Here is an 18409-nt window from a genome sequence, read left to right on the forward strand (position 1 = left end):
TCAGCGCGTATTCAGCGCAACACGTCAGCGCTATCCGGCATTAGGCAACGTACGCTGCAGCGGGTAACGCCGCCTTGCATCCCGCCTCGACGAGCGCGAGACGATGCGCAAACGCGGCAAGCGGATAGTCGAAGAAATATGCGCCGGTTGCCCGCTTTTCTGCATAGAACGGATCGGCGCCGCCGGCTGCAGCCGCGCTGCTCGCCACACTCGCAGCACCCGCAGCACTCGCCGCACTCACGATACGCAGCGTGCGCGCCCACGCGAACGCGAGCAGAAGCCAGCCGAGCAGCGCGAGATAGTCGCTTGCCACGCGGTACGGTAGCTCGGTGTCGTCCTTGCCCGCGCGTATCAGGTCGCGCGTCACGCGCTCCACGTCTGCGCACAGCGTGTCGAGCCGCTCGCCTGCTGAGGCCGTGCGGGTATCCGCCGTGTCCACGCTCTCGCGGCAGCGCAACGCTTCCGCGCGCAGATGAGCAAGCAATATCTGCAAGCCCTCGCCGCGATCGGTCATGACCTTGCGCGCGAGCAGGTCGATGGCCTGAACCTCGTTGGTGCCTTCGTACAACATCGATACGCGGCTGTCCCGCACGGTCTGTTCGATGCCGTATTCGTGGATGTAGCCGTAGCCGCCGAACACCTGCAATGCGTTCGACGCCGCGGCAAACCCGTTCTCCGTGAAGAACGCCTTCGTAATGGGCGTCAGCAGCGACGCGAGCGTCGCGGCCTCCTGCCGGGCCGCGGCATCGGGATGATGCGCGGCCACGTCGAGCCAATGCCCTGCCCAGTAGCCGATGGCGCGCTCGCCTTCCACGATGGCGCGACTGTCGAGCAGCAAGCGCCGTATCGCAGGATGCGATGCGATGAGCGCCGAAGCACGCGCATCGGCAGCCGAAGACGAAGCCACCGCCCGCCCCTGCACGCGTTCGAGCGCATACGCCGACGCCCGCTGCCACGCGCTCTGCGCATGCCCCACGCCCTGCATCGCGACCTGCAGGCGCGCCGCGTTCATCATCACGAACATCGAAGCGAGCCCGCGATGCGGCTCACCCACCAGCCAGCCCAGCGCGTTTTCGAACGCCATCGTGCAGGTGGGGCTCGCCTTGAGCCCCATCTTCTTTTCGATGCCTTCGCACAGCACGCCGTTGCGTTCGCGGCCCGCGGGCGTATCGATCCACTTCGGCACGACAAAGAGCGAAAGCCCTTTCGTGCCCGGCGGCGCATCGGGCAAGCGGGCGAGCACGAGATGCACGATATTCTCCGTCATGTCGTGCTCGCCGCCGGTGATGAAAATCTTCGTGCCGCTGAGACGATAGCCGTCGCCCGAAACGTCGGGCACGGCGCGGGTGCGCAACAGGCCAAGGTCGCTGCCCGCCTGCGGCTCGGTCAGGCACATCGTCGTGAGCCATTCGCCGCTCGCTACCTTCGGCAGGAAGTCGCGCCGCACGCGCTCGGAGCCGTGCGCCTGCAGGCACGCGGTAGCACCGTGCGTGAGGCCGGGCGACATGAGCCACGCGTGGTTCGCGGCGGCCAGCATTTCCTGCAACGCGACGTCGAGCAGTTGAGGCAAGCCCTGGCCGCCGCAATCGGCATCGAGCGCAAGCGTGGGCCAGCCGGCCTCCATGTATTCGCCGTAGGCCGCTGCAAAACCGGGCGGCATGGCGACCTCGCCGTTATCGAAACGGCAGCCTTCCAGGTCGCCGCTCGCGTTGAGCGGCGCGATGCGTTCGTGAACGAAGCGCGCCGCTTCATCCAGCACCTGCTGGGCCGTGGAAAGATCGAGATCGGCCCACTGCGGCACCGTGCGCCACAGCGATGGCGCATCGAGCCACTCGCCGATCACGAAATTCATGTCGCGCAGCGGCGCGCGGTAATCGAGACTCATCGTGCAGACCTTTGCTCAGAGTCAGAGGCGTGCAGCCTGGTTGGCGAGGATCACGCCAGCGTCGGTCGCATCCGTCCCATACATCGCTTCGACCTGCGCCGCCCGCTGCGTGAGCACCGCGCGCTGGTTGATCGAGCCTTTGTCCGTAATCTCGCCGAGATCGAGCGAAGGCGGCACGTCGAGCAGCAGCATGCGCGTGACGAACGTCGCGCTGCCCGTTGCGGTGCGATTGAGATGTTCCAGCAGATCCGCGAAGAACGCGCGCACGGCGGGCGCCGCCAGCACGGCGCGCGCATCCGCGTCGGGCGGCAAAGCTGCAAGGCGCCGGCAGTCGTCCAGACGCGGAAAGATCATGGCGCCCACGTCGTCGCGATTCATGCCCGTGATGACGGCGTCCTGCACGTAGGGCGCGCCCGTCGACACGATGCGTGCCCGCATGGGCCCCACGCTCACGAACGTGCCCGACGAAAGCTTGAAGTCCTCCGCAATGCGGCCGTCGAACATCATGCCGATCTCGGGATGGTCGGGGTCCACGAAGCGCACGGCGTCGCCGGTGCGGTAGTAGCCTTCTTCGTCGAACACGTTGTGCTGTTCGGCCTGCGTGGCGCGCCAGTAGCCGGCCATGACGTGCGGGCCGCGAAACCGCGCCTCCAGCTTGCCGTCCACGGGTACGAACTTCGCCTCGCAACCGTGCGCCGGCAGCCCGATATATCCCGCGCCCGAATGCGGCCCGGTGGTGAACATGCACGAGGGCGACGTCTCCGTCATGCCGAGCCCGGCCATGATGCGGATGCGTTCGCCGCAATACTGCTGCGTCACGCGTTCGAGCCGGTCCCACGCAGCCTGCGAGAGCCCCGCGCCCGCGAAGAAATACATCTTCACGTGCGAGAAGAACGTGGCGCGCAACTGCGCGTCTTGTTCGAGCGCGATGGTCAGTTCTTCCCAGCCCTTCGGTACGTTGAAGTAGACCGTGGGCGCGACTTCGCGCAGATTGCGCAGCGTCTCGTCGAACTTGCCGGCCACGGGCTTGCCGTCGTCGATGTAGAGCGTGCCGCCGTTATAGAGCACGATGCCCACGTTGTGGCTGCCGCCGAACGTGTGGTTCCACGGCAGCCAGTCCACCAGCACGGGCGGCTCCAGACCGAATTGCGGGAACGTTTCCAGCAGCATCTGCTGGTTGCTGCAGAGCATGCGGTGCGTGGTGGGCACCGCTTTCGGCAGTCGCGTGGAGCCGGACGTGAAGAGAAATTTCGCGATGGTGTCCGCGGTGAGCGAGGACTGCACGGCGTCCACGGTGGTGGGCACCGTATCGAGCAGCGACGAAAGATGCGTCACGCCTTGCATGCCGGCGGGCGCGGAGGCCACCACGCGCTCCACGTCAGGCGGCACCACGGAGTCGAAGGCGCGCGCGAACGCGGCGCCGTCGGACGCGAACACGAGCCCTGGCGTCAGCAGTTCGAACGCATGCCGCAGTTTGCCGAAGTCGCTCGACACCAGCGAATACGCGGGCGAAATGGGCGCATGCGGAATGCCGGCCCACATCGCGCCGAATGCCATCTGCAGATGTTCGAGGTCGTTGCCCGAGAGAATGGCCACCGGCCGTTGCGCGGAAAGACCGCGGTCGAGCAGCGCCTGGCCGATGGCCCGCGCGCGCGCCAGCATCTGCGCGTAGGTGATGCCGATCCACTGGCCGTCGGCGCCGCGCCGCGCTACCAGCAAACGGTCGGGATGGCGCGCGGCGCCGCTCGCGAGCCGGTCGGTGAGGCAGCGCGGATAGTCGCCGAGCGGCGCGTCCGCGCGCACGTACCAGCAGCCGTCGCGCGTTTCGATGCGCGGCGGCGTGGAACCGATCGCGACTGACCGGTACGGCACGTCCGCCAACGGCTGCGGGCCGCCGGCGCCTGTGCCCAAAGGGCTTGCATACGCATCCAAGGCGTGTCTCCTGTCTGCATGCCGGCCGGTGCGCTCACGTGCCGGCATGCAGATTCGTCGTGTTGTTATGTTCGTGGGTGCAGACGGGTACGGTCTGCCCGACCGGGTCTGCCTGACCGGGTCTGCCCGACCGGGTCTGGTCCGAACCGGTCGGAACGAGGCGGCCCGTTCAGATCGGATAGTGACGGGGGCCGGTCTGAACGGTGATCCAGCGCAGGTCCGTGAACTCCGCCACGGACGCCTTGCTGCCGAACCGTCCGTATCCGCTTGCCTTCACGCCGCCGAACGGCATCTGCGCCTCGTCGTGCACCGTCGGGCCGTTGATGTGGCAGATGCCCGACTCAATGCGCTTCGCCACCTGCATCGCGCGCGCGATGTCGCGGCTGAACACCGCGGCCGAGAGACCGTATTCGCTGTCGTTCGCGACGGCGAGCGCTTCGTCGTCGCCGTCCACGCGCTGCACCGTGACCACCGGCCCGAACGATTCGTCCGCGTAGAGCTTCATGGCAGGCGTCATGCCGTCCACGATAACAGGCTGCATCACCGCGCCCGTCGCCTCGCAGCCCAGCGGCAGCGCGGCGCCGTGGGCGCGTGCGTCTTCCACGAGCGCCTTGATACGCTGCGCCGCGCCCACGCTCTCCAGCGTGCCGAGCACGACGCCCGGCGCGGCAGGGTCGCCGGCCTTCAGCGTGCGCGCCTTCGCGACGAGCTTCTCGACGAAAGCGTCCGCCACCTTGCGGTCAACGATCACGCGCTCCGTCGACATGCAGATCTGCCCCTGGTTGAAGAACGCACCGAAGGCGACGGCCTGCACGGCGGCGTCGAGGTCGGCGTCGTCGAGCACGAGCACCGGCGCCTTGCCGCCCAGTTCGAGCAGCGCCGGCTTCAGATTACGCGCCGAAAGTTCGGCCACGATGCGGCCCACGCGCGTGGAGCCCGTGAAGTTCACACGCTTCACGGCAGGATTCGCGATCAGACGTTCGACGATGGCGGGCGCGTCCGCGGCAGCATGCGTAACCACGTTCACAACGCCATCGCCCAGACCCGCATCGTGCAACACGCTGCCGATCAGGCGATGCACGCCAGGGCAGCCCTCGGAGGCCTTCAGCACCACCGTGTTGCCACACGCGAGCGGCATGGCGAGTGCGCGCGTGCCGAGAATCACGGGCGCATTCCACGGCGCCATACCGAGCACCACGCCGCACGGCTGGCGCACGGCCATGGCGAGACTGCCGGGCACGTCGGAGGGAATCACGGCGCCGTCGATCTGCGTCGTCATGGCCGCGGCCTCGCGCAGCATGTTGGCCGCGAGCATCACGTTGAAGCCGTACCAGTTCGGCATGGCGCCTGTTTCAGCGGTGCCGATGGCGATGAAGTCGGCGGCGCGGGCGTCCATCAGGTCGGCCGCGGCGGCAAGCCGCTTGCGGCGCTCAGTGGGCCCGAGCGTGGACCACGCCGGGAAGGCGCGCGCGGCGGCGGCCACTGCGGCGTCCGCATCGGCCAGCGTGGCGGCCGCTGCGCGCGACACCGGCTGCCCGCTCGCCGGACCGATCCGCTCGAACGTTCCATGGTCCGACGCGCCGCGCGACACGCCGTCGATCAACAAGCTCACCTCGTGCATTTCGATGTCTCCGCTCAGGTCTCGTCTGCTCTGGTCTTGTCCGGTTGCGTCCGGTATGGCGTCTTAGCGCCGGTAGCTTTGCAGGCCGGGCTTGATGCTCTTGTCGTCGAGGAACTGCTTGAGGCCTTGCGCGCGGCCGCCTTCCGGGTCGCGGTAACTGGCCTGATCGAGCTTGGCGTACAGGTAGTCCTCGTTCTGCTCCCACGTGAGTTCGCGGCAGCGCTTGAAGCCATGCTTCGCGTTACGCAGCACCACGGGATTCTTGTCGAGCAGCTTCGCGGCCAGCGCGCGCACTTCTTCGCGCAGTTCCGCGCGCGGCACGCTCTTGTTCACGAGGCCCATTTGCGCCGCCTGCTGGCCGGTGAAGGTCTCGCCCGTCATGATGTAGTAGAGCGCCTGGCGGTGCCCCACCGTATCGGCCATGGCCTTGCTGACGAGGTTGCCCGGCGGGATGCCCCAGTTGATTTCCGAGAGGCCGAACACGGCTTCGTCCGCGGCGATGGCGAGGTCGCAGGCCACGAGGGGCGAGAACCCGCCGCCGAAACACCAACCGTTCACCATCGCGATGGTGGGCTTCGAATACATGCGCAGCAATTGCCACTGCCAGCGGCTCGCGTCGCGGCGAATCTTTTCCTGAAGAATTTCAGGACCGGCATCCACTTCGCGGAAGTATTCCTTCAGGTCCATGCCGGCCGTCCACGCGTCGCCTTCGCCCGTCAGCACGAGCACCTGGGCTTCCGGGTCCAGCTCCACCGTCTCCAGCACGTTGGTCATCTCGGAATTGAGCGTGGGGCTCATTGCGTTGCGCTTTTCCGGCCGGTTCAGCGTCACCCACGCGATGCCGCCCTCTACCACCACCTTGACCGTGCTCCAGCGACCTTCGTAACTCATCGTTTCTCTCCATGAACAATGCCGCGATTGCGACTTGCCACCAATTTACTATCAGGCTACCTGATATGTAAAGCGCCATCGACGCGCCTTGGGACAAACCCCTAATCGGGTGCGAACCCGCCGTTCGCTGCGTCATGGAAGCGTCGGCAAGGACGCAAAACGAAACGCCCCGGCAAAGCGGGGCGCAAGGCGTATGGGAAGTGTTTTGTACGTGTGCGGACAAGCTTAGGGCGCGCTGGGCGGGCCTCAACCCGGCATCAACCAGACATCAACCCGGCATCAAGCGAATCTCAAAGCAGCCGTCACGCCACAACGCGCTCCGCGAAAACGGGAATCTTGATGCGCACGTCCTGCGCGATACGCAGGAGCGCGGCGGCCGCGTCGATCACGCGGTGTGCCCCGAGCGTCGACAGGCAGTCGCTGCGGCTCGCGAGGTTGCGCTCACAGCCCTCCTGCTCGCACGGCACGCAGCCGCCGTTGCCCTGAATCAGCCACACGTTGCCTCTTTGCGCAGAGCCGACGAAGGTCCACGGCGTGGAACCTGTCCAGCCCTTCGGCCAGGGGCCCCAGCGCATCGGGTTCGAGGGGCCAAAGAGCGCGATGGTGGGCACCCCGGTCGCCGCGGCCACGTGCGTCGTGGAAGTATCCGGGCCGACGAACAGGCTCGCATGGCGGATCACTTCCGCCGTCGCACCGAAGCTCAGTTTGCCGACGAGATCGATCACCTCGACGCCCGCGTGGCTCGCCACTTCGTTCGCGTACGAGACTTCCTCCGCGTCCGCGCCGCCCGTGAGCACGGGCGCGTAGCCGTGCGAGCGCACGAAGCGGATGAGCGAGGCCCAACCTTCCACGTGCCAACGCTTGTACTGGTACTTGGGAAACGTCTGGAGGACCACATACGGCTTGCCGGCCGCAGGCGCGAGCAGCGAATCGAGATGCGCCCGCTGCTCAGGCGCGCCGCTCATTGCGGGCGGCACCACTTCGAACGAAGGCGAAATGCCGAGCAGTTCCGCCACCGCGGCACCGCTTTCCACCACATGGATCGACGCGTCATGCTCCACGGCGAACCGATGCAGCAGCCGCCGGCGCGTCCAGCTCCTGCCCGACGCGGCCACCACACCCACCCGCTTGCGCCCGGCCATCCAGCAGCAGAGCATGGCCACACTCGACGTCTTCAGCGAGCAAGCCAGGTCGTACCGGCGCCATAGCTTGTGCACCACACCGAGGCACGCATCGAGATTCGCGCTGCGCCGCACGGCGATGACGCGCCGAATGTCGGGATTGTTTTCGAGCGCGCCGCTCGTGCCCTCGAAAATCAGCATGTCGATCTGCGCGCCCGGCCACTTCGTCTTCAAGGCGCGCACCACGGGCGTGGTGAGCACCACGTCGCCGATGCGGGCCGTACAGATGACGAGAATGGTCTCTGGTGGAGCGGCCTCAGAAAACAAAGCCGCCATCGCACACCCCGTTGGTCTGTTCATCCATCCGCTTTCTCCAGAATGCCGCGGATGTCGTCCTGTCGCGCAGAAAACGTTGGGTCCGCGTGGCGCATCGCGTATGTGTCGCGTGTTGATTACCGACTTCTGATGCGCTCGCGCGACTATACGACAAACACAAATTTCCCGTGGTCGGCGCCGACAGCAAACCGCCACATTTTTGTCATCTGGAAAGGGAGCAGCGTTAGCGATGCGGATAAAAGCCGCCTCAACCGCGCCGGCTCAACTGCGTCGCCGCGATGGCGCGGGCCCCGTCGATTCGCGCACCACGAGTTCGGGGCCGCGCACTGCGTACATTTCCTGCGTCGGCGCCGTGCCTTCCACCATTTCGAGCGCGAGCGTAATGGAGCGCGCGGCGATCTCCGCGGTCGGAAAACGCACGGTGGTGAGCGCCGGGCGGAACTGGTGGGAAAGCTGGATATCCGTGATGCCGATCACGGAAAGGTCGTTGGGCACGCGTTTGCCGAGATCCGCCGCGGCCTGCATTGCGCCGATGGCCATCAAGTCGTTCGTCGCAAAGAGCGCGGTCACCGCGGGGTGCTTGCGCAGCAGCGCCATGGCGGCTTCGTAGCCGCCCTCGATCGAATCGCGCGTGCGCGCCACGAAAAGCGACTTCGCCGCATGACCGCGCGCCGCGAGTCCGCTTTCGAAGCCCGCCACGCGCACCGTTTGCGGGCCACCGGACCCCTCGCCCACGAGCGCGCCGAACTTGCGGTGCCCGAGTTCCGAGAGGTGGCCGGCGGCGAGCGCACCCGCCGCGGCGAAGTCGACCGTCACGCAGGGCAACGCGCGCGAGGGCTGCACGTGCTCCCACATGCATAGCACCACGGCCGCGCCGCGCCCCGCCACGTCGATCAATTCGCGCTCGGCGAGGTCCGTGTTCATCACGATCACACCGGCGGCGAGCGTGCCCGCAATCTGGTCGAGGTAGGCGCGCGTGATGGCGGGGTCGTCGTCGGTATTGCAGACCAGCAGGAAATAGCCGCGCTTGCGCGCCTCGCGTTCGGCCGCGAGCACGAACTCGGGGTAGAACGGATTGGCGATGTTGGACAGCATGAGCGCGAGCGTGGACGTACGGCCCTGCGCCAACGCACGCGCGGTGAGATTCGGCCGGTAGCCGAGTTCGCGGATGGCGGCCATCACGCGTTCGACGGTTTCGGGCTTCACCTTCTGCGGATTGCGCAGCACGTTGGACACGGTCGCGCCGGTTACTTTCGCGCGCCGCGCGACTTCGGCGAGGGTCACCATCGCGTGCGCGCTCCACGCCCGGGAAATCGCGTCACGCACGTGGTCATAGCGTTACTCATATGCTGGGATGGCGTTTCAAAAAGTTGCACCGCTGAAATCGCTGCGCTAAGTTCTGCTCCACAACGACTTGCAGGAGACGACATGGTACGGCCGCTGCTGAACTTTGCAACACAAAAATTTAAGCGCTTAAATCTCAGCGCAAATTGCGCGAGTTATTCGATGCAGCGCCGCGCTCCGCTGTCCGGGAGCAAGCGATGACCACCATTTCGCTGCGCCATGTCTCGAAGCAGTACGGCCAGCACCGGCCCGTCTTGCAGGACGTCAACCTCGACATCGGCGACCACGAGTTTTGTGTGTTCCTCGGGCCGTCCGGCTGCGGAAAGTCCACGTTGCTGCGCATCATCGCGGGGCTCGAAGAACTCACCACGGGCGAACTCCTGATCGGCGGCGAGCGCATGAACGAAACACCGCCCGCGGAACGCGGAGTCGCGATGGTGTTCCAGAGCTATGCGCTCTTTCCCCACATGACGGTGTTCGACAACATCGGCTTCGGCCTGCGCATTGCAGGCACGCCGAAGGACGAAATTCGCCGCCGCGTGCAGGAAGCTGCGCGCGTGCTGCAACTCGAAGAACTGCTGGAGCGTCGCCCGAAGCAGCTTTCGGGTGGACAGCGCCAGCGTGTTGCCATTGGCCGCGCCATCGTGCGCGAGCCGAAAGTGTTCCTCTTCGACGAACCGCTCTCGAATCTCGATGCAGCCCTGCGCGGACAGACGCGCATCGAAATCGCCCGGTTGCACGGGCGCTTTCGCGAAGCCAGTTCGGTCTACGTAACGCACGATCAGGTGGAAGCCATGACGCTCGCCGACAAGATCGTGCTGCTGCGCTCCGGCGAAGACGTGGCGCGCGAAGGCAGCATCGCGCAGATCGGCGCGCCGCTCGATCTCTACCATCGCCCCGCCAGCCTTTTCGTGGCCGGCTTCATCGGCTCGCCGCGCATGAACTTCCTGCCCGCCACGATTGCCGCGGCGCACGGCGACACCATCGAACTGCGTCTCGACGCCAGCGGCGAGGCTGTCACGCTGCACGATCGCAGGCCGCAACGAACGCTCGCCGCAGGCGAACGCGTCACGCTGGGCATTCGCCCCGAGCACCTTTCGCCCATGCCGCCGCGCGACGCCGCGCAGGCCGGCACGATCACGCGCACGGTGCTGCTCGTCGAACAACTGGGCGAGGCCGCTTACGTGCATCTCGACCAGCCGGGCGGCGCGCCGTTGCTCGCGAAGTCGCCGGGCACGTCGCCGCTGCGTGAAGGCGATCGGCAATCGTTCCATTTACCCGAGGGCTTGTGCCATTTGTTCGACGCAGCAGGCAAAGCCGTTTTGCAGAGCCGTGAGGTGCTGGCCGTCGCGTAAGAGAAAAGCAGCCCACACGTAAAACACACCAACTGAAGGAGACAACGAGATGAAGCTCAACGCACGTGCGCTCGCACTGGCCTGCCTCGCCGGCGCTGCTTTCACAGCAGCTACGGTGGCGGATGCAGGCACGCTCACCGTCGACGTTTCGGCGCGCGGCAATCAGCGCGCTACCTGGCAGGAAGCCTTCGATCAATTCAGGAAGGCCAATCCCGATATCGACCTGAAGGTGACCTACGTGGGCGAAGAAGCCTACAAGGTGCAGATTTCCGGCTGGCTCGCCACCGACCCACCCGACGTACTGAGCTGGCACAACGGCGAGCGCATGGCGTACTTCGCGAAGCGCGGCCTGCTCGCAGACCTCAGCAGCGACTGGCAGAAAAACGATTGGAACCAGACCTATGCCTCGGTCAAGCAGTCGTCGAGTTATGCCGGCAAGCAGTACAGCCTGCCGCTCGGCTACGACGCCTACGGCTTCTTCTATCGCAAGGACTTGTTCCAGAAGGCCGGCATTTCAGGCGAACCCGCAAGCTGGGCACAGTTCCTCGAAGACTGCCGCAAGCTGAAGGCCGCGGGCGTGGCGCCCATCGCCGTGGCCGCACGCGACTCGTGGACGCTTGCCGCGTGGTTCGACTACCTCGACCTGCGCATCAACGGATACGCGTTTCACCAGCAGTTGATGGCCGGCGACGTCGCTTATACGGACCCGCGCGTGAAGCACGTGTACGAAGCGTGGAAGACGCTGATCGACAACAAGTACTTCATCGAGAACGCACTCTCGTACGACGTCGATTCGGTCGGTCCGCTGCTCGTGAACGGCCAGGCCGCAATGATGCTGATGGGCACCTTCTTCTCCGCCGGCTTGCCCGCGGCCACGCGCAACGAGATGGGCTATTTCCGCTTCCCCGTGATCGATGCCTCGGTGCCCGTGGCCGAAGACGGTCCCGTCAACGTGCTGATCGTGCCCGCGAAAGCGAAGAACAAGGCCGACGCCCAGCGCCTGCTCGCCTTCATGGGCACGCCGCAAATCAACGGCGAACTCGCGAAGGGCTGGGGCCAGTTGCCGTCGAACAACAAGGCACCCGAGCCGCAGGACCCCATCTCGAAGGTCGGTTTCCAGACGCTCTCCAGTACGACGGGCGGCATCGCGCAGTTCTACGACCGCGACATGACGAAGGAAATGGCCGACGAAGGCATGAAGGCCATGCAGCAGTTCTTCTCCGACCCGACGCAGATCGATTCGATCCTGCAGCGGCTCGAAGCCACGCGCAAGCGCATCTACAAGAAGTAGCCGCGCAGCAACCGGCGGAGCGATGCACGCATCGCTCCGTTCATGAACCGCTGGAATCTCACTCATGTCGCTTACCGCCATTCATCGGTCGCGTTCTCAAGCGCCGTGCTCCGCCGCGCGCAAGCCGGTGCCGCTCAGCCAGCGGCGCACGCGTGCCGCGCTGCTGTTCCTGCTGCCCGGCTTCGCGCTCTTCGCCGTGTTCGTCATCTATCCGATTGCGAGCAGCATCAGTCTCAGTTTTCACCACTGGGACGGCATGACGGCGAAGAGCTTCGCCGGGCTCGACAATTACCGCGAGCTGTTCGCGTCAGACACGTTCTACGTGGCGCTCAAGAACAATCTGATCTGGCTCGTGCTGTTTCTGCTCGCGCCGCCCGCGGGACTCGCGCTTGCGCTGTATCTGAACCAGAACGTGTTCGGCATCCGGCTCGTGAAGTCGCTGTTCTTCGCGCCGTTCGCATTGCCGGGCGTCGTGGTGGGTCTCGTGTTCTCCTGGTTCTACGACCCCACGTTCGGCCTGCTCAAACTGATCGTGGGGCACGGCATTCCCGTGCTGGGCGATCCGCACTACGTCACCTACGGCATCATCTTCGCCGCGCTGTGGCCGCAGATACCGTTCTGCATGATTCTTTATCTCACGGGGCTCACCGGCATCAACAGCGAGATCATCGAGGCTGCGCGCATGGAAGGCGCGCGCGGCTTCACGCTGCTGTGGCACATCATCCTGCCGCAATTGCGGCCCGCCACCTTCATGGCCGTGGTGCTCACCGTGATCGGCGCGCTGCGCAGCTTCGACCTCATTTCCGTGATGAGCGGCGGCGGACCCTTCGACAGCTCCACCGTGCTCGCGTACTTCATGTACGACCAGGCCATCAAGTACTACCGCGAAGGCTATTCGGCGGCCATCGCCGTGGTGCTCTTCGCGATCATGCTCGTCTACATCGTCTGGCAACTGCGCCGCCTCGTGCGCGTCGAATCGTAAGGAACCCGCCATGTATCCGATGCCCGTGCAACGGTGGCGTCCCGCGCCGCGTTTCATCTATCGCCTCTCGCTGCCGGTTGCGCTGCTGCTCTGGCTCGTGCCGCTCATCGCAGTGCTCGTGACTTCGGTGCGCTCCACCGACGAGCTTTCCGCAGGCAACTACTGGGGCTGGCCGAAGCATTTCGCCTTCTTCGAAAACTACGGCACGGCGCTCACGCAGACGCCAATGCTCCACTACTTCTGGAACAGCTGCCTGATTACGCTGCCCGCTGCGGCGGTGTCGATCTTTCTCGCCTCGATGGCGGGCCATGCGCTGGCGAACTACCGCTTTCGCGGCAACGCCGTGCTGCTGGGGCTGTTCGTAGCGGGCAATTTCGTGCCCATCCAGATCCTCATGATTCCGGTGCGCGAATTGATGCTCGGGCTGAATCTCTACAACACGGTGTGGGCGCTCGTGCTCTTTCACGCCGCGTTTCAGACCGGCTTCTGCACGCTCTTTCTGCGCAACTTCATTCGCGAACTGCCGTACGAGTTGATCGAAGCGGCCCGCATCGAAGGCGCGAGCGAATGGAGCATCTACATGCGCGTGGTGCTGCCGCTCGTACGGCCCGCGCTTGCCGCGCTGGCGATTCTCGTTTTCACGTTCGTCTGGAACGACTACTTCTGGGCGCTGTGCCTCACGCAAGGCGACGACGCCGCGCCCATCACCGTGGGCGTCGCTGCGCTGCGTGGGCAATGGACCACGGCGTGGAACCTCGTGTCCGCGGGGTCCGTGCTTGCGGCGCTGCCTTCGGTGGCGATGTTCTTCGCCATGCAGAAGCACTTCGTTGCAGGCCTTACGTTCGGCGCGACCAAGGGCTGAAAGGGATGGCACTGGAGCCGCGAGCGCCTGCCGCATAACCACTCAACAACGATGCAAGGAACGACTTCAATGCAACTCGGCGTCTGTTACTACCCGGAACACTGGCCAGCGCACCAATGGGAGAGCGACGCGCGGCGCATGGCGGAGCTTGGCATTGCGCGCGTGCGTATCGCCGAGTTCGCATGGAGTCGCATGGAACCGGAGCCGGGACGTTACGCGTGGGCATGGCTCGACGACGCCATCGAAACGCTCGCGCGCCACGGCCTGAAAATCGTGCTCGGCACGCCGACGGCCTCGCCGCCGAAGTGGCTCGTGGACCAGCATCCGGAGATTCTGCCTGTGACGCGCGACGGCACCGTGATGCAATTCGGTTCGCGGCGTCACTACGACCTATCGAGCCCGATCTATCGCGAGCACTGCGCGCGCATTGTCGGCGAAATGGTGCGGCGCTACGGCGATCACCCGGCCGTGGTGGCGTGGCAGACGGACAACGAACTGGGCTGTCACAACACTGTGCCCACCTACACGCAGGCGGCCCTGCAACGCTTTCGACAGTGGCTTGCCGGCCGCTACGAGACGATCGGTGCGCTGAACACGGCATGGGGCAACGTGTTCTGGAGCATGGAATACCGGCACTTCGACGAGATCGAGCTGCCGCAGTGCACACCCACGGATCTCAATCCGTCGCACGTACTCGACTTTCGCCGCTTTCAGTCCGACGAAGTGGCCAGCTTCCACGCGTTGCAGGCCGAACTCATTCGCGCCCATGCGCCGGGGCGCGATCTGCTGCACAACTTCATGGGCTTCTTCACGGCGTTCGATCACTACGCGTTCGCGCGTCATGGTCTCGACGTCGCCGCCTGGGACAGCTACCCCGTGCCGCGCACGGAGGTGCTGCTGCTCGCGGAAGCAGACAAGCACCGCTGGGCCCGCACCGGGCATCCCGATGTGTCGGCGTTCAGCCACGATCTCTATCGCGGCATCGGCAAAGGCCGCATGTGGGTCATGGAGCAGCAGGCGGGCCCAGTGAACTGGGCGCCCTGGAACCCGGTGCCGCAGCCGGGCGCGGTGCGGCTCTGGACCTGGGAAGCCTTCGCGCACGGCGCGGAACTGGTCTCGTACTTCCGCTGGCGCCAGTGCCCCTATGCACAGGAACAGATGCACTCGGGCCTTCATGCGCCCGACAACACGCTCTCGCAAGGCGGTCGCGAAGTAGCACAGGTAGCGGAAGAATTGCGAGCGCTCGGCGCGCCGCGTGACGTGAAGAAGCACGCACCCGTCGCGCTGCTGTTCGATTACGAGGCGGACTGGATGGTGGCCGCGCAACCGCACGGCGCGGACTTCGACTATCAGCATCACGTGTTCGAGTGGTACAGCGCGTTGCGTTCGCTGGGCCTCGACGTCGATATCGTGTCCGCGCATGCCGACGTTGCCGACTACCGGCTCGTTGTCGCCCCAACCTTGCCGATCCTGCCGGACAGCGTGATCGCGCAGATCGAACGCGGCGCGAGCCACTGGATTTTCGGGCCCCGCACAGGCTCGAAGACCGGCAGCTTTGCCATTGCGCCCGGGTTGCCGCCCGGCAAGCTGCAAGGCGTGCTGCCCGTTCGCATTGCGGAAGTCGAATCGCTGCGGCCTTCCATTCGCCCCGCCATTCGCTTCGAAGGCACCGAGGGACACGGGCTGCGCTGGCGCGACCATGCCCAGCCCGGCACCGGCGCCGACGTGCTCGCCCGGTTCGACGACGGCGTGCCGGCGCTGCTGCGCCACGGCCGCGTGAACCTCGTGACGGCGCGCTTCGATCAGGCTATGCTGCGCGCCATCGTGGCACGCTGCGTGCGCGATGCGGGCATCGAGTCCATACTGCTGCCCGAAGGATTGCGGCTGCGCACGCGCGGACCGCTCCGATTCGCCATCAACTACAGCGACGAACCGCACGCCGTACCCGCCCCGCACGGCGCGCGTTTCGTGCTGGGCGGCCCGCAGGTGGAACCTGTCGGCGTCGCCGCCTGGATCGAGGACGATTGACCGTTGCGCTCGCGCTTTGTCCGCCTGACGCGGATTCCGCACTTCGTACCGCTTGCAGTCGCCATGCTGTTGCTCGGCGTGGCGTTGTCGTTTACGGCGCCGTATCTGTCGCTCTTCGGTATCGAAGAAGCGGGCATGTCGCCGTTGCGGCTCGGCCTCTTCATGACGCTCATTTCGGCAAGCGGCGTGGTGGCGAGCACCGCCGCGGGCCGATGGTCGGACCGGCGCGGCAAGCACCGCGTGCCGTTGATCGGCTCGCTCGTGGCCGCGGCGCTCGGCTACCTTGGCTTGTGCTTCGTGCGCGACTACACGGCGCTCATCGTGATTGGCGTGGCGTTGCTCGGCACGGGCGCGGCCTCGCTTTCGCAGGTGTTTGCGTTCGGCCGTTCCGTGCTGCCGCTCGACGATTCAGCGCAGGCCGATTTCGCCCTGGCCGCCTTGCGTACGCTGCTGTCCGCCGCGTGGGTGTTCGGCCCGGCCGTGGGCGCGCTGATTCTCGCGCAGACCGGTTTCCTCGGGCTGTTCGCCTTCGCGGCGGCGAGCTTCGCGGCCAGCGCCGTACTCGTATTCCGCATTCCCGAGATTGCCCCGGCACGGCACCGTGTCACGCTGCGCGAAGGCGAGGCGGCGGTGGAGCACGACGCGCCGCACGCAGCCGCCGACGCAAGCAAAACGCACGCCGCGGCGCAACCGGCTGGCCCGAACGTCATCATCCGCGCCCTGCTCGCGCTCACGCTGATTGGTCTCGCCGCGAACGCGACCATGATCGTGCTGCCGCTTTTCATCGTGCACGGCTTGAACGGCACGCGGCTCGAAGTCTCGGCGGCATTGGGTCTCGGCGCACTGCTCGAAATACCGATGATGCTGTGGCTCGGCGCGAAATCGCCGCAGCTTTCGAAGCCACGCTGGCTCACCGCGGCCGCCGTGCTTCATACGCTGTACTTCGTCGCGCTCGCGGCGGCGTCGAGACCCGGCATGGTCGTGCCGCTGCAGGTCTTGAGCGCGGCCGTTGTGGCGATCACGTCGTGCCTCGGCATGACCTACATCCAGGACCTCATGCCGCGGCAGACGGGTGCCGCCACCGCGCTCTTCTTCAACGCGGCGCGCGTGGGTTCCATTCTTTCGGGCGTGCTTTCGGGAACGATCGTCGGCACCCTCGGTTACCGTGCGGCGTTTCTGATGTGCGCGGCGCTCACGCTCTGCGCGCTCGTGCTGCTTGCCGCCGGCGACTTGCCCGTGCGACAACTGCTCGAGCGGCAGCCGCTGCGCTCCGTGCGCGCTGTCGCGCGAAGGCTTTGGCTTCTGGTGCCCTCGCGGCGGCAAGCCACGCGCGAGGACTGACCGGTCACTAGCTGCGGCGACCCGCGGCTACCTGCGGCCGCCTTCCACGACCTACCGCACGCTGAATGCGTTCAGCGACGAAAGCGCATTGCCGTGGAAGTCGAACAGCGTGTTGTTGTCCCACTGATCGCCGGCACCCACTTTCCAGCCCACGCCCGGCACCGGCGTCCACTCCGGCTCCCACCAGAACACGCCCTTGCCGCGATGGCCGGGCACCGCCTTGACGAGATCGACGAGCGCGCCCACGAACTGCGCCTGCCCTTCCGGCGTGGGCGGATAGTTGACCGAACCCGTGTTGGTCATCGAGTTCGGTTCGAAATCACCATCGCTCGTCGTCCACGGATACGCCGTTTCCACCACCATCACGTCTTTGCCGTAACGCGCGCTGAGGTCATTCAGGTTGGCGCCGAGTGCATCCAGCGTGCCCTGCCACTGCGGGTAATACGAAAGCCCGATCAGGTCGAAGGTCACGCCGCGCTGCGTGGCACTGTCGAACCACCAGCGGCTCGTCGCATTGTTGCCGCCGCTGTCGAGATGCAGCATGACCTGAATGCGCTCGTCCACGGACTTCACCGCGTCGTGCCCGGCCTTCAGCAATTGGGCGAGGTTGTCCCACTGATCGTATTTGCCGAGCGGCCAGAGCATGCCGCCCGTGATCTCGTTGCCGATCTGCACCCACTCGGGCCGCACGCCCACCGCCCGCAGCATGCGCAGCACGTCGGACGTGTAGGCCGACAACAGATCGCACGTCTCGGCCAGACTCTTGCCCGCCCACGCGTGCGGCGGGTATTGCTTGCCGGGGTCGGCCCACCAGTCGCTGTAGTGGAAGTCGATGAGAATCCGCATGCCCAGCGCGGCCGCGCGGCGCGCCAGAACGCAAACGTGTTGCGCATTGTTGTAGCCCGCAGGCGAGCTTTGATTCGCGGGGTAAAACGCCGGATTGCCCGGATCGTTCCACACCTTGAGGCGAATCGAATCTACGCCGTGCCGACGCAGAATCAGCAGACAGTCCTGCGCTGCGCCGTGGTCGTAATAGCGGGCGCCGTGGTCTTCGAGTTCGAGCAGCGTCGAGACGTCAGCGCCCATGGCGAAAGGCCGAACCGCCTGTGACGCGCTGCTTTGCGCCGCGCCGGCAAGACGCGGCACCGCGGCATCGAAGCCCGCGAGCGCCGCGATGGCGGCCATCCACGACAGCATCGATCTTCTTTTCATGTGTCTTCCTCCAGTTGTCCTGCATGACAGATCCGATGGGACAGTCGCCGAATTTAAGCGCTTAAATTTCTGGACGGCGAACTGCCTGCCAAGGCTATCAAAAGGACGTCCTGAGAGGCAAAGATGGCGACGCAGGTTCACTATGTGGCCGCGCAGCTACGGCCCTGAGCCGGCCGGGATGGCGCAGCGCACACATGCGGCATGAAGA

13 protein-coding genes are annotated in these 18409 nt (G+C 65.9%); 6 read left to right on the forward strand and 7 right to left on the reverse strand.

Annotation, left to right across the window (positions count from 1 at the left end; translation table 11 throughout):
• Positions 1–40: 40 nt before the first annotated feature.
• From PKKP23_RS26960 to PKKP23_RS26985, 6 genes are all read right to left on the reverse strand, one after another.
• Positions 41–1885, reverse strand: coding sequence for an acyl-CoA dehydrogenase family protein (locus PKKP23_RS26960; RefSeq protein WP_126879148.1), 1845 nt, complete (start codon positions 1883–1885; stop codon positions 41–43).
• Between the two features lie 21 nt (positions 1886–1906).
• A complete protein-coding gene (locus PKKP23_RS26965) occupies positions 1907–3865 on the reverse strand; it encodes a feruloyl-CoA synthase (RefSeq protein WP_420873254.1) in 1959 nt (652 codons plus the stop codon).
• A gap of 121 nt (positions 3866–3986) precedes the next feature.
• On the reverse strand, positions 3987–5438 hold the full coding sequence (locus PKKP23_RS26970; protein ID WP_126879149.1) for an aldehyde dehydrogenase: 1452 nt from the start codon (positions 5436–5438) through the stop codon (positions 3987–3989).
• Positions 5439–5501: 63 nt separating this feature from the next.
• A complete protein-coding gene (locus PKKP23_RS26975) occupies positions 5502–6329 on the reverse strand; it encodes a p-hydroxycinnamoyl CoA hydratase/lyase (protein WP_017775180.1) in 828 nt (275 codons plus the stop codon).
• A 302-nt stretch (positions 6330–6631) separates the two neighbouring features.
• Entirely contained in the window at positions 6632–7810 is a 1179-nt protein-coding gene (locus PKKP23_RS26980; RefSeq protein ID WP_240659156.1) for a glycosyltransferase family 9 protein, read from the reverse strand.
• 237 nt (positions 7811–8047) lie between these two features.
• A complete protein-coding gene (locus PKKP23_RS26985; protein ID WP_126879150.1) occupies positions 8048–9073 on the reverse strand; it encodes a LacI family DNA-binding transcriptional regulator in 1026 nt (341 codons plus the stop codon).
• Between the two features lie 254 nt (positions 9074–9327).
• On the opposite strand from PKKP23_RS26985, the gene PKKP23_RS26990 reads away from it, so the two are divergent.
• From PKKP23_RS26990 to PKKP23_RS27015, 6 genes are all read left to right on the forward strand, one after another.
• Complete coding sequence (locus PKKP23_RS26990) at positions 9328–10485, forward strand: ABC transporter ATP-binding protein (protein ID WP_017775177.1); 1158 nt, start codon at positions 9328–9330, stop codon at positions 10483–10485.
• 49 nt (positions 10486–10534) lie between these two features.
• Positions 10535–11776 (forward strand): ABC transporter substrate-binding protein, encoded by a 1242-nt coding sequence (locus tag PKKP23_RS26995; RefSeq protein ID WP_126879151.1) that lies wholly within the window; start codon positions 10535–10537, stop codon positions 11774–11776.
• A 64-nt stretch (positions 11777–11840) separates the two neighbouring features.
• The gene (locus tag PKKP23_RS27000) at positions 11841–12758 is read left to right on the forward strand and encodes a carbohydrate ABC transporter permease (protein ID WP_240659157.1); all 918 of its coding nucleotides are present in this window, start codon (positions 11841–11843) and stop codon (positions 12756–12758) included.
• A 10-nt stretch (positions 12759–12768) separates the two neighbouring features.
• The gene (locus PKKP23_RS27005; protein ID WP_017775174.1) at positions 12769–13620 is read left to right on the forward strand and encodes a carbohydrate ABC transporter permease; all 852 of its coding nucleotides are present in this window, start codon (positions 12769–12771) and stop codon (positions 13618–13620) included.
• A gap of 69 nt (positions 13621–13689) precedes the next feature.
• Positions 13690–15648, forward strand: a complete 1959-nt coding sequence (locus PKKP23_RS27010; protein ID WP_126879152.1) for a beta-galactosidase — start codon at positions 13690–13692, stop codon at positions 15646–15648.
• Positions 15649–15651: 3 nt separating this feature from the next.
• Entirely contained in the window at positions 15652–16989 is a 1338-nt protein-coding gene (locus tag PKKP23_RS27015) for a sugar efflux transporter (protein WP_126879153.1), read from the forward strand.
• Positions 16990–17040: 51 nt separating this feature from the next.
• On the opposite strand, the gene PKKP23_RS27020 is transcribed toward PKKP23_RS27015, so the two are convergent.
• Complete coding sequence (locus PKKP23_RS27020) at positions 17041–18201, reverse strand: glycoside hydrolase family 53 protein (RefSeq protein WP_126879154.1); 1161 nt, start codon at positions 18199–18201, stop codon at positions 17041–17043.
• Positions 18202–18409 lie beyond the last annotated feature (208 nt).

The sequence above is a fragment of the Paraburkholderia kururiensis JCM 10599 = LMG 19447 genome (genome assembly GCF_003986935.1).
Lineage (GTDB): Bacteria > Pseudomonadota > Gammaproteobacteria > Burkholderiales > Burkholderiaceae > Paraburkholderia > Paraburkholderia kururiensis.

Excerpts from the sequence above, each read along its gene's own strand:
- PKKP23_RS26960 (WP_126879148.1), bottom strand. The coding sequence starts at position 1,885 with ATGAGTCTCGATTACCGCGCGCCGCTGCGCGACATGAATTTCGTGATC.
- PKKP23_RS26975 (WP_017775180.1), bottom strand. The coding sequence starts at position 6,329 with ATGAGTTACGAAGGTCGCTGGAGCACGGTCAAGGTGGTGGTAGAGGGC.
- PKKP23_RS27020 (WP_126879154.1), bottom strand. The coding sequence starts at position 18,201 with ATGAAAAGAAGATCGATGCTGTCGTGGATGGCCGCCATCGCGGCGCTC.
- PKKP23_RS26970 (WP_126879149.1), bottom strand. The coding sequence starts at position 5,438 with ATGCACGAGGTGAGCTTGTTGATCGACGGCGTGTCGCGCGGCGCGTCG.
- PKKP23_RS26985 (WP_126879150.1), bottom strand. The coding sequence starts at position 9,073 with ATGGTGACCCTCGCCGAAGTCGCGCGGCGCGCGAAAGTAACCGGCGCG.
- PKKP23_RS26995 (WP_126879151.1), top strand. The coding sequence starts at position 10,535 with ATGAAGCTCAACGCACGTGCGCTCGCACTGGCCTGCCTCGCCGGCGCT.
- PKKP23_RS26990 (WP_017775177.1), top strand. The coding sequence starts at position 9,328 with ATGACCACCATTTCGCTGCGCCATGTCTCGAAGCAGTACGGCCAGCAC.
- PKKP23_RS27000 (WP_240659157.1), top strand. The coding sequence starts at position 11,841 with ATGTCGCTTACCGCCATTCATCGGTCGCGTTCTCAAGCGCCGTGCTCC.
- PKKP23_RS27010 (WP_126879152.1), top strand. The coding sequence starts at position 13,690 with ATGCAACTCGGCGTCTGTTACTACCCGGAACACTGGCCAGCGCACCAA.
- PKKP23_RS27005 (WP_017775174.1), top strand. The coding sequence starts at position 12,769 with ATGTATCCGATGCCCGTGCAACGGTGGCGTCCCGCGCCGCGTTTCATC.
- PKKP23_RS26980 (WP_240659156.1), bottom strand. The coding sequence starts at position 7,810 with ATGAACAGACCAACGGGGTGTGCGATGGCGGCTTTGTTTTCTGAGGCC.
- PKKP23_RS26965 (WP_420873254.1), bottom strand. The coding sequence starts at position 3,865 with ATGCCGGCACGTGAGCGCACCGGCCGGCATGCAGACAGGAGACACGCC.